Genomic DNA, 11,850 nt, shown 5'->3' with positions numbered 1-11,850 from the left:
GGGATCGAGGTCGGGGTAGCCGCCCGGGACGCGCTCCTCGCGGCTGTCGCGGCCGACGGGGTAACCGCCACGGTTCTCCGGCGTGCCCCAGTCCCGGCCGTAGGGATCGCGCCCGTGGTCGATCCGGTCGTCGGGGGCCGGCCGCTCGTCACGCCCGCGTGGGTAGGGGGCACGATCATAGCCACCGGGCGGGCCGTAGGGGTCCTCCTGATAACCGCGGCCCCCCCGGGACTGGTCGGGGTAGCCGTCGCGGCCATACCCGCCATACGCGTCGCCGCCGCGCGGGTCGCCGCCGCGCGGCGGGTCCGTCACCCCGGGCAGGTCGGCTGGCGAACGGCGGATGCCCAACGGGTCGTAGCCATCTGGACCGTCCGCATCCGGGCCGGTCTGCTCGGCTGGCCCACGCCGGCGGTTCCCGTCAGCCGAGCGGCCGGGGGCATCTGCTCCGTAGGGAGCTCGCCCGCCGTCCTCCGGACGGTATTCGTACCTCTCCTGACCACTCATGATCCCAATTCCGCACCGATCGCAGTAGTCGGGTCGTGAGACAGGTGCCCCGTAGGGCATCGTGCCCTCACCTGATCACCGGTTCACCCGGAGGGTCCTCGTCGACCGTGTGTCAAGGACCATCTCATCGATCTCATCGATCTTCTTGACGTTCTTCTTCAACCGAACCGTACCTGTTGTGGCATTGTCGACGTGAACCACCTTCTGTAGGAGGCGGTAGGTGTCTCCGTTGCCGGAGGCGAGCGCCAGCTGAGCGCCGCGTCCGAGCAACAGTGTCGCAGTCGCCTCGTCGTCGGCCCGACGCGCCTCCAGACCCCGTAGCACCGCGGCCGCGAGTTCCGCCTGGTCGGTGTAGTGGGCGACCGGGTCGTTGATCCGGCTCCACTGGGTCTCATCGTCCGTCCAAACCGCTCGGACCAGCGCCTTTGACGTCACCCGGCCGTCGACGACGAGGCTGACCCGCGCCGCCAGCGCCTCGGTTCCCAGCGCGCGGGCGGGCACCTGGACATTCAAATGGTAGTCGCGCGACTCGATTCCCCACGCGCCGGTACGGTACCGGAAGGTACTCGTTCTGGTAGACCTCCGCGGCGAAGGCGCTCATCAGTCCTCCACCCGGGCGGCCACCACCGTGATGTTGTCGTGTCCCCCGGAGTTGATGGCGAAGTCGACGAGGTGGCGGGCGACGTCGATGGCCTCGCAGTGGGGTGGGAGCTGGTTGACGAGCGCGGCCATCACGTCTGGCCGGGACGCGTAGTTCCACAGCCCGTCGCTGCAAACCAGTACCGTGGCCGGCGCCTCGATCGGGAACATCTCGGTGTGCGGCGCGACGTCCTCGACGTCGCCGCCCAGCCAGCGGGTGAGGGTGTGCGCCCGCCGGTGCGTCTCGGCCTCGTTGGCCGGGATGAGCCCCGCGCGCGCGGCCTCGGCCGCCCAGGTGTCGTCGGCGGTCAGCCGCTCGCACCAGCGCGGACCGAGCAGGTAGACCCGGCTGTCGCCGACCCAGCCGACTGTGACCATGCCCGGCCCGTCCGGGGTCGGCGGGGTGACGATGGCCGCGGCGAACGTGCACGACGGCGCCATCCGCCCCTCGGCCGCGCTGAGTTGGGCGATGGTCGCCTGGGCCGCGTCGACGGCGGCGTGCAGCGCGGCCTCGGCGTCCTCCGGGGAGAACCCGCCGACAACCGCGCGGGGCGATGTTCGCGGCTTCTTGTAGTCGGCATACGACGGTTCGAGGATGTCGAGCATCTCCTCGGCCCGGCTGACGCCGCGCGACGGGCGGGTGCCGTGGTGGACGGGGCGCCCCGGGCCGTGGGCACGCACCGCATCCGCGAGGACGGCCATGGCCGCGGCCGCCGCGGCGGCCGAGGCCTGCCCGGAGCCCGGAGTGGTCGATACGCCGTCACACACCACCGCGATCAGCGTGCCGTACACGACGGCCAGGCCCATGGCGTCCTCGTTGGTGGTGTGCCGGACGCCGCGGTCGCACACGCCGGCGAGCTGGCCGAGGTCGACCTCGCTGTGGTCGGCGTCGCCGTGGCCGGGGTGCGGACCCTCCAGCCCGTGACCACAGACCTCGCAGTACCGGTCGTCGGCATACACCGGTGCCGCGCACACCGGGCAGCGACCCAGGTCGTCGTCGAGTTCGAACGGCCCGCTCCCGGTGATCTGGTAGGCGACCGTGGGGGCGTCGTCATGCGGGTTGAGGTCCACCGTCATGCCGCCGGGAGAAATCGGACGCGGCCGGAAACAGCCGGGAGAACGCATGCGGGCGGTGTGCGCAGAGCCATGTGCTGGGTGCCTCCTGCCCCTGACGATCGGGTCGTCGATGCTCGCCGTGGCCGTCTCGGGACACCGACGGCGCGCGCCCGATGATCGACCGAAGTGGTCGCACTCGTCGAGCTGGTCATCACACATTCATGGAGATGTATTCTCCCAGCTTCCCCCACGGCACGTCGAGGGTGTAAATCGCCGTGCCGGCGACCTGATCCGACGCGCCCGCCATCGTCGGCGGGCGACCCTAAAAGAGCGTAAAGGCCGGGGGTGGATGGTGGCAGGGCCCCCGCATCCCGGGGAACCCCGGGCCTGCCGATCGGCGTGGTCACGCGGCCGCCGCTCATGACCCGCACCTCCGCTCGCGTCGTCACGTCGTCTCCCCGGGTCCGCCTGGGCCGCCGGGCCGGGAGGTGGCGCTCAACGTTCTATGCCGGGCATTCTCCAGGAATGTCACCGCCGCGGCGGTGACACCGCCAGGTCRGGGAGCACACCCGCCGAACGCCCGCGACGGCGTGYCGCGCGGCCCGGCAGCCGTGACGAGCGCGGTACCGTAGGCCTCCACTCCGCCGAGCATGGTGAGACTGGCATCGAGATCGTCGATGWTGATCAGGTGGTTCCCCGCCTTCGCCATGGGGCACCAGCGGTCTTCGGCCCGCGACCACCCGGCGGCGGGTGGAAGAACGATGCGCACCTGACCCTCCTGACGCCGGTGAGGAGCGGCCGGACCACATCAGGTCGGGCCGTGGGCCTGCCGGCCCTCAGGATAGGGCGCCGGGTCCCCGGAAACGGCCATGTCGAGGTATGCCCATGGCAGAGCTCCTCCGCCGAGTTCCCGCCGAGCTCTCGCCGAGCGCGCCCCGACACGCCGGTGTCGTCCGCCGTATACCGTGGTCACATGGTCATTCCCCGGGCGTGTACTGGTCGGTGGTCCTGATGGCCGGCGCCGCTCGCCGGGACAGCGGGATCGCCCGCGGCGGTCAGGGCGGTCGGGCCGCCAAGGCCGGTTCCCACCGCAAGGGGGCCTCCACGGGCAGCGGCGGTCACGGCCGCAAGGCGCTGGAGGGCCGTGGGGCCACTCCGCCCGCGCAGCTGCGCCCCGGCCATCCCGCCCAGCGTCGTGCGGCGGCGGCTGCGGCGGCCCGTTCCGCCTCGGCCGGAGCCGAGCGGGGTCGAGCGGCCGCCGGCCGGCGCGGGGATGGTGGCCGCGCCGTCGCAGCTGCGGCCACCACCGGGCCGAGCGCCGTGGGGGGTTCCGCGGGGGCCGGGCGCCCACGGCGGACCGAGGGCGACGAGCTGGTGGTCGGGCGCAACGCGGTGGTCGAGGCGCTGCGGGCCGGGGTACCGTCGTCGACCCTTTTCATCGCCGGCGGGCTGGACTTCGACGAGCGGCTCGCCGACGCCCGCCGGCTCGCCGGGCGGGCCGGGATCGCCGTGGCCGACGTCGGCCGCACGGATCTCGACCGGATGTGTGGCACCGCTCCGCATCAGGGTCTCGCCCTCGTGGTACCGCCGTTCCGGTATGCCCATCCGGATGATCTCCTCGCCCGCGCGCGCTCGTCCCCTCCGGGTCTGCTGGTGGCGTTGGACGGGGTCACCGATCCTCGCAACCTCGGGGCCGTGGTGCGCTCGGCCGCCGCCTTCGGTGCCCACGGCGTCGTCGTTCCGGAGCGTAGGGCCGCCGGCGTGACCGCCGCGGCCTGGAAGACCTCGGCGGGGGCTGCCGCCCGGCTGCCGGTGGCGCGCGCCACCAACCTCGCCCGCACGCTCGTCTCCTACGCGGCGGGCGGCCAGTTCGTTGTCGGTCTGGCCGCGGACAGTGAAGTGAGCATCGACGAGCTCACGATGGCGACCGACCCCCTCGTCCTGGTGATCGGTTCCGAGGGACGCGGGTTGTCCAGGCTGGTCGAGCAGCGCTGCGACGTGAGGGTCCGGATCCCCATGGCGGGTGCGGTGGAGTCCCTCAACGCGGGGGTGGCCGCCGGGATCACGCTGGCCGAGATCGCCCGCCGCCGTCGGATCGGCTGAGCCTGCCGATCGGTGGGTCCGCCGGGTCTCCGCCGGGCGGGGCCGCGGAAGTTGAGCTGGCCGACGTCGCCGTGACCGGGAAACCGTGACCGGGAAACGTAGCGCGCAGCCCCGTGTCCCGGACGGGACACGGGGCTGCTGACCGCGCGCCGATCAGTACCGGCCGGGCGCGGACGGTGAAGGCTGGCGCGGGAAGTCGGGCAGCTCAGATCTTGTGACCCCAGCACGGCTTCGAGGCGTACCAGGGGCTCGTCCCCTGCTGGGCGTACAGGATGCGGGCGCGCTGCCACTGCTCGGCGACGCTGGCGTGCTGCGGCAGACCCTTGCCGCCGACCCCGTGCCAGGTGCTGGGCAGAAACTGGAACAACCCGCCGGCGCCGATGGAGTTGACCGCGCGGGGGTTCCCCCCGGACTCACAAGGGATCACCTTGGAGAGGAAGTGGTCGGCGTTCGTCGACGCGCTGGCCGGTTGGGACAGCGCGAGGCCACCGCCGATCGAGGCCGCGAGAGTGGTGGCGGCGATCAAGGCCCGGGAAYCGAGCCTGATGCGGTTGAGACCACGAGCGAGCGAACGAGCGTTGGACATTGAGTTGCCCTTCCCCACGCCTGCGAGGTGAGCTGTCGGGTTCGGGCTGGGAATGCCCGGCCGCGCATCGCGGCTTCACCCCGAGGACGTCTTTTATCGGCGCCCGGAATTGGTTCCCCCGCTCCTGCCAAAGGTTTGATTCTCGTCGAGCGGGGGCAGGATTCGGCGTGCCGCCCGACGCATGCCATCAGGTGACGGCACGGCAACGAACATAGCTGAGAGTGACCCGGGAAAAACAAGAGTACGTGAGGATGYACACAGTGCACCCCACTTACTTGTCCCGATCTTTTTAATGGTGTTTCGCGCCCGCGTGCGCGCCCGATCCTAGAGGTTGTTCAGTGGGCTGAAAATCCCCAGTTCGTGGCTGGGTCGTCACGCTGACGGTAAACAATACGCGATGCGTGGGGAATCTGTTCCGCCGCGTGGCGATCGAGCCTCCACTACCCGCTGCCGGCAGTCTCTAACCAGGTTCCGAAAAAATCTGTGTCGACGTTCCGGCGGACCCGCACCTATCGCCTGCTTTCCGGACTATACGGCACGAGGGAACCATGTCATATGTCGGATCTAACAGTCCGTGTCGGACACCCGGTCCCGGCGCTGCGCCGTCGGCACGTCGGCACGTGGGCACGTCGGCATGCCGACGTGCCGCCCGCGGGGCGGGTGCGTTCGGGTTGGTCAGCGGTTGTAGGACCAGGCCGAGCCGGTACCCCGGTACTGCTCCACCGGGATCGGTGTGGTTCCGGCCCGCATCCGATCCGTGTAGAGCTGACCGTGCAGGTGATCGATCTCGTGAGCGACGAGCCGCRCCAGCCCCTGCCGATAGACGGTGATGTGCCGGTTGCCATCGATATCGGTGTGTTCGACGTGCAGCTCCAGCGGCCGGGGGACGAGGCCACGGACGTCGAAGAAGCTCAGGCAGCCCTCGTACTGCTCGTCGGTCTCTCGGGAGGTCTCGATGACGCTGGGGTTGAGCAGCGTGAGCGTGTCGCCGCCCGCGGTACGCACGRTCGCCGCGGCGCGGTTGATGCCGACCTGCGGCGCGGCGATGCCCAGGCCCTTGCCGAAGGTGTGCAGGGCGGACACCCGTTCGAGGGCGGAGGACAGTTCGGCGACGACCCGGCGCGCGTCTTCGGCCTCGTTGGGCAGAGCGAACGGGCGGGCCGGCTGCCGCAGGATCGCCTCACCCTCCTGCACGATGCCGACGGCCGCCATCTGATCGCTGGGACGTGTTCCGGTCTCCGTGGCCGGATCACGTTCCGGCACGGTGGCCCGGAAGTTCCATTCCAGCCGGTAGCGGGCGTGCAGCGGCGGCTCGGTGGTCGACCAGGTGAAGATCCGCCGGTCGCCGGAGTCGGTGYGGGCGACTGCGGTCCGCAACGGGAAGGCATCGGCGGTCATCGACGTCTCCATGCCCCAGACCACGGGATCCAGCTCGGCCGGAAAGTCCAGCCGCACCGAGAGGAAACTCGTCGGTACCCRCACGGCACGCTGGAACCACGGCCCCCACTTCTCCCTGCTTACCTGGTAGCTGTAGTTGATCCACGCCGATTCGCCGGGATAGAGCGGAAATCGTCCTCGGCTGTTCTCGAAGAGCAGCCAGACCTCCTTGAGCGCGTCCCAGTCGGTCTTGACCTGCCAGGCCATCTGCTCGCCGCCACAGTGCGCGCTGAGCTGGAGGTCCTCCCAGCGCAGCGGATCGGATCGGTACAACCGCGCGGAGCGTTCCGGATCTCCCGGGAACCGGTCGACCGATATCCGCATCAGATACCGGGTTACCGGTTCGCTGCCGGCGTTGAGAAGACGTCTTCGCTGGTGGGCGACGTACATGCTGTCGTCGTAGCGGAGTTCGGCCCGGTCCTCCTCGACGACCAGGCCCCCCGGTCCGGGGGGGAGCCGGCCCGGGCTCTCGRCGACGACGGGGCCGGGGGCCGGGGCCGGGTCGACGGAGGGGGTCGCGACGTGGGCTACCGGCGTCGGGCCGGATCCGGCCGGAACCGTTGGCGGCCCGGGCGGCTCGCGCACGTCCCGTGCCGCCTCCCACGGCCGTGCGGCCAGGTGGAAATAACTGCCCGGGATGCGCAGCGCGTCGGTGATGCGTTCGATCAGGGAGAGCCGGGCGATGTGGTCCTCGCCCTGCATGATCCGGCTGACCCTGCTCTGGCTGAGCCCTTCCACCGGAGATGCGATGCGATTCTGGCTGGCACCGTCGTACTTCTTCATCAGCCGGAACACCGTGCGGAAGTCCCGCGTCGCGCACGCCGCCCGGAAGTCCTCCCGGGCCAGCAGCCTGGGCGATACCCGGTAAGGTCCAGATTCGTACGACATCGAAACGGCCTTCCATGTCGGTACGGTCGGTGAAGGCCGGAGTGAAATCGGGCGATCAGTCCTCCGTCAGTCGACACATCAGGATAACGACGCCATGTCAAACGGGCACAGATGTCCGGCTGAATGCTCGACTGTCGGGTATCCGACAGCGCGGGATCGGCGGTTTCCCCGATCTTTCCGGGTTTTTGTGGTAAGGCGGATGTCGTGTCTGACTCCTTRCGGACAGCGACGGCTGCTGGTGGCGTGCTGTCGCCGCCGGCCGGGGTGACAGGAGGCGCACCCGCCGCCTGGAAAGAGCTCGTTCCACCCAAGGAACTAGGTCTTCGTCCCGTGGCGATCCGGGCTGCCCTAGCGGCGCGATCCGGGCCTGATGCCCACCGATGCCGCCTCGCTCCTCGATGTCCGACGGCCCGTCGCGGCGGACAACTGTGGAGGGTTAGGCACGGTTTGGCGGCCGTAAACCGGTTCGCCTCCCAATATCTTCGCTTTCGGCCATCTATTCGCGATCTTCGGCGTTTCGCGCCGGGACATCCTCGGCCAAGGCCGTGCGGATGCGACCGCCGAGACGGCCGGGTAGTTCGGTCAACGGGGTCCAGCGGTAGTCAGGGAGCGACCCAACCACAACTGATCAACCAGATGTGGGGGGTCAAGTTTCCGAGACTCGTGGCCCATACGAGAAAGGCATGCCTGACTGACGTTTCCGGATCCCGGTCGCCTGCGTCAGTCTTGGTGGCAGGCCGGTCCCGCCCCGCGTCGAGCCGCGACCTCCGCCGGGCGGGGCCGGCGTGATGCCGAGCCGCGGCCGGGCGCGACGCCCAAGACCTCCGTCGGGGGGCTATGGACAGGTGGCCCTGCCCTGCCCAAGCAGGGCCACCCTCGGCCTCCGTTCAGCCCTCGCCGGTGAAGTGCAGAGTGACGCGATGCCGGTCCGACGGCCAGGCGGGCACCTGGAGAACGCTCCGGTGGGCTGTCTTTCCCCGCGGCGTCATCGCGACTTCGACCGAGCGCTCACCCGCCGGGATGAACACATCTACGCCGGTGATGAAGCCGATCCCGAAATACGCCGGAATCGGCATTGTGAGGTGGGTGACGCCGTCGGAATTCCGGTCGAACAGGTAGACGCCCAGGGCCAGTTTGGACCGGGGCGCGTCGGCGGCGTTCAGCACGTTCTTCCCGTCGATGCTGAGGACGTCGTCGGCGTTCCCCTGGTCCCCCCACCATTCGAGCGGGCGTTCGACGACCAGATCGGTGTGCCCGGGACCGGTCTCCATCCCGCCGCCGATCTCCTGGCCCGGCTGGCTCGTCAGCAGACGTACGAGGTGATCGTCGCGGCGGAACGGCTGGTAGTAGAAGTGGTGGTCGGGTTCCCCGCCGCGTACGATCACGAACTCGTAGGTGGAGGCGCCGTCACCTCGGAACGGACCCCAGGATCCGTCGCCGGAGAGGTGGAAATAACCTTTGAGGCTGTTCGCCCCCCGCCGACCCGTCCGTGGGTCGACCCGGTGAACCTCCAGCCTGGCGTCCCGCACACCGACATTCATCGGATAGCGCAGGGCCCGGCCGGAGATCTCGATCGGGCCCTGCTTCGGCACCACGTCGGTCGTGTGCGGAGTGGTTCCGGTGAGAAACCGGTACATCTCCCTGAAGGTGGCCGTCGAGGTCAGGAGCTGGGCGCGGTCCTGGTCGACGAACCGCACGTTGACGGCCCCCTCGACGCGCCGGGTCGGATCGTTCTCGCCCCAGACCGCCAGGGTGGGCACTCCGGCCGGGGGTCTACCCGCGAGCGAGCCTCCGACGGTGACGTAGTGCGCGACCCGGTTCGCCCGGTCGGATGAGCTGGTCAGGTACCGCTCGCTTAGCGCGGCGCCCTCGAGATGTGCCACCAGATCGAGCTTCTTCGCCCCGGTTGCCTTGAGGATACTAGCGATCTTCGCATCGAGGTCCGGAAGGACCTCCTCGACGGAGTTGGCCGAGGACGACGCATCGTAGTCGAAGGCCTCGACGTAGTCGACGGGATAGCCGTTTGCGGTGAATCGTTGCGCCGGTGTCTCGAAGAGGCTGCCCGACCCAAGGCTGCCGTGCACGAACAGGATCGGGAGGCGAGAGGCGTCCGGGGCGRCGACCGCGGCCTCCGCCAGCTCCCGCGCGAGCGCCGGGGAGCGTCCCGCGCCGGACTCCGTGCCACCAGCGCCGGAACAGGCGACCGCCAGTCCGGCGATGGCAAGCGCGCTCAGCAGGTGGAAGTAACGGCGGCGAGCCACTCGACGTCCCTTTCCCTCGGGATATCCGACGGCCACGCACCGGGCCACCGTCAGCATTTCTCCTGTCGGTTACACCTCGGTAGCGGCGCACCACTGGATCGGACGTTCTGCGCGTCCGACACGTCTCGTGCCAGAGCACAGTACATCGGGCCGGCGCATGTGACGGCCAGGCCCTCGTGAGCTTCGGTGCGGACGCGGCCGTTCCCCTGGTCAAAAACAAGGTGCGGGCCCGGCCGGTCGCCTGTCATCATCTCGGCATGGACAGCGTGGCCGGYGGGGTTCCGCATCAGGAGATACGGTCGCCTGGCATCGGTTCCCGTGGCGCCGGTCAAAACGGCACCGGCCTGGACGATGTCGGCACCGCCGTGGACAACCTCGTTTCCCGCCGGGTGGAGCGGCATGCCGCCCTGCGTTCCTATCTGCGTTTCGTCGCGACCTTCAAGGGGCCGGCTCTCCTGGTCGTCGGTGTCTTCGTCCTGTCCAACAGCCTGCTCGCCGTGATACCGGTCCTCATCGGCYTTCTCGTGCAGGCTCTCGCCAGCGCCCCGGTACAGACCCACGACGCGTACCTGTACGCCGGCGTCCTTCTCGCGTGCAACATCGGCCATGACCTGACCTGGCGTGGTGCCGAGGTGCTGTATCTCCGGCTACTCAACCACCGGGGCTACGAATACGAGAACATTCTCTTTGGAAATGTCATAAACGAGCGATATCCATACTTCGTCGKCAAGTTCACCGGAAAGATCAGCAGCTATGTGAGCACGCTCGGCCGCGAGTTCCGAGAGATCCTCGAGACGGCGTGCTTCACGTACGTTGAACAGCTGGTCAAGGTTCCGGCGATCCTAATGATCATGTTTTCGGTTAACCTTTACTCGGGCCTGACCTTCCTGGGTTCCGTCGCGATCATGCTTCTTGTTGGCAGGCACACCGTCCGTCGTTCGGCCCGCGCGGAGAAGCGGCTCGCGGACGAGGTCTCGGAGATGGACGGTTACGTGATCGACGTCATCTCGAACTTCGTGAGCGTGAAGTCGTTCCTCCAGGAGGAGGCCGAGTACGAGCGGGTCCGCCGGCGTCGTCGCCAGGTCATCGCCGCCGCGTATCGCTCGTCCTTCTGGAGCATTGTGTTCTGGACCTCGATGAGCCTCGTGGTCCGGTACCTCGTCTGGCCGGTGTCGATCGTCCTCAACCTGTATCTATTCCTCCACGGTGAGATGAGCCTGGCCCAGTTCACGACCTTTCTCTCCGCGCTGGTCCTCTTCTCCGACTTTATCTGGGGGACGGTGTGGGAGATTGCGCAGCTCAATCTCCGACTCGCCCGCATCGAGGAGGCCTACCACTACCTCTTCGCCGGTCGGAACATCCTGTCAGCCGGTCCGGATAATTCGGCCAGTCCGGATAATTCAGCCGGTTCAGCTGGTTCAGGCCGTCCTGCGGTTCTTCCCGCGGTTTCCGGTCGGCTGCAGTTCCAGGGCCTGTCGTTCGCCTATCCCGAGAACGACCGGAACCTCGTGCTMGCGGGCATCGACCTGGCCATCGAGCGGGGCGAAAAGATCGGCATCGTGGGTCGCAGCGGAAGCGGCAAGACGACGTTYATCAAGCTGTTGCTAGGCTACTACCCGCTCCCACCGGGCATGGTCGCCGTGGACGGTGTTCCGGTGTCCAACCGCCAGCTCGCTCGGGGTATCTCCTACGTTCCGCAGGACACCACCCTCTTCCACCGGTCCATCCGGGACAACATCGTCTACGGGACCGCGGGCCCGGTGACCCAGGCGCAGGTGGAGGCGGCGGCGCTGCGGGCCCACGCGCACAGCTTCATCTCGCGGGCGCCCGACGGTTACGACACCGTCGTCGGGGAACGTGGCATCAAACTCTCGACCGGGCAACGGCAGCGGATCGCCATTGCCCGCGCCTTCCTGGACGACAAACCCATCCTCATTCTGGACGAGGCGACGAGCGCGCTGGACAGCGAGAGCGAGGTACTCGTCCAGAACGCACTCGAGAACCTGTGGCGAGACAAGACGGTGATCGCCGTCGCGCACCGGCTGTCGACCCTGCTGCACATGGACCGCATCGTCGTCCTCGACGACGGCCGCGTCGTGGAGCAGGGGTCCCATCGCGAGCTGCTCGAGCGGCGGGGGCGCTACCACCGGCTGTGGCAGCGGCAGAGCGGAGGAATGATCCCGGTCGAGTAGTCGCCGGATGATGGTGACCACCCGACCACGACGAGCGGGTATCCTCTCCTGCCCCCTACAGAACCGTTGACGGAGCCCGCGCAGGGCTGTTAGCTTGCCCAAACGAAACGAAAATCGTTTTCGTTTCGTTTGAGTCAACGGGGGCATCCGCTGTCCATCGATCAACCTACGTCGGTACGTGCCA

Annotated in this window: 7 protein-coding genes, 2 pseudogenes and 1 riboswitch; of the genes and pseudogenes, 2 read left to right on the top strand and 7 right to left on the bottom strand. The window is 68.8% G+C overall.

The window, feature by feature from the left end:
• The 4 genes and pseudogenes from CcI156_RS01565 to CcI156_RS01550 form a co-directional block, all read right to left on the bottom strand.
• Positions 1-504 (bottom strand): annotated as a pseudogene (locus CcI156_RS01565) (hypothetical protein); the annotation flags it as partial.
• A 75-nt stretch (positions 505-579) separates the two neighbouring features.
• Positions 580-1,059: pseudogene (locus tag CcI156_RS01560) on the bottom strand (hypothetical protein); the annotation flags it as partial.
• A 45-nt stretch (positions 1,060-1,104) separates the two neighbouring features.
• A complete protein-coding gene (locus tag CcI156_RS01555; protein ID WP_023840700.1) occupies positions 1,105-2,220 on the bottom strand; it encodes a PP2C family serine/threonine-protein phosphatase in 1,116 nt (371 codons plus the stop codon).
• A 424-nt stretch (positions 2,221-2,644) separates the two neighbouring features.
• Positions 2,645-2,968, bottom strand: a complete 324-nt coding sequence (locus CcI156_RS01550; protein ID WP_139341395.1) for a hypothetical protein — start codon at positions 2,966-2,968, stop codon at positions 2,645-2,647.
• A 242-nt stretch (positions 2,969-3,210) separates the two neighbouring features.
• Here CcI156_RS01550 and rlmB point away from each other — a divergent pair, with 242 nt between their 5' ends.
• The gene (gene rlmB, locus CcI156_RS01545) at positions 3,211-4,302 is read left to right on the top strand and encodes a 23S rRNA (guanosine(2251)-2'-O)-methyltransferase RlmB (RefSeq protein WP_011438601.1); all 1,092 of its coding nucleotides are present in this window, start codon (positions 3,211-3,213) and stop codon (positions 4,300-4,302) included.
• Between the two features lie 205 nt (positions 4,303-4,507).
• Here the strand turns inward: rlmB and CcI156_RS01540 are convergent, their stop codons facing one another.
• From CcI156_RS01540 to CcI156_RS01530, 3 genes are all read right to left on the bottom strand, one after another.
• Positions 4,508-4,888: a transglycosylase family protein gene (locus tag CcI156_RS01540; RefSeq protein WP_076804073.1), complete on the bottom strand. Its 381-nt coding sequence runs from the start codon at positions 4,886-4,888 to the stop codon at positions 4,508-4,510.
• Between the two features lie 2 nt (positions 4,889-4,890).
• Positions 4,891-5,066: riboswitch (cyclic di-AMP (ydaO/yuaA leader) on the bottom strand.
• A 497-nt stretch (positions 5,067-5,563) separates the two neighbouring features.
• Positions 5,564-7,213, bottom strand: a complete 1,650-nt coding sequence (locus CcI156_RS01535; RefSeq protein WP_076804072.1) for a peptide deformylase — start codon at positions 7,211-7,213, stop codon at positions 5,564-5,566.
• 887 nt (positions 7,214-8,100) lie between these two features.
• Entirely contained in the window at positions 8,101-9,474 is a 1,374-nt protein-coding gene (locus CcI156_RS01530) for a lipase (RefSeq protein ID WP_076804078.1), read from the bottom strand.
• Between the two features lie 257 nt (positions 9,475-9,731).
• On the opposite strand from CcI156_RS01530, the gene CcI156_RS01525 reads away from it, so the two are divergent.
• Positions 9,732-11,666: an ABC transporter ATP-binding protein gene (locus CcI156_RS01525; RefSeq protein WP_076804077.1), complete on the top strand. Its 1,935-nt coding sequence runs from the start codon at positions 9,732-9,734 to the stop codon at positions 11,664-11,666.
• The last annotated feature ends 184 nt before the right edge of the window (positions 11,667-11,850 follow it).

The sequence above is a fragment of the Frankia sp. CcI156 genome (assembly GCF_001983015.1).
GTDB lineage: Bacteria > Actinomycetota > Actinomycetes > Frankiales > Frankiaceae > Frankia > Frankia casuarinae.
Note: the sequence above shows the minus strand (reverse complement) of the source record. Positions and strands in the feature narration are given on the sequence as shown.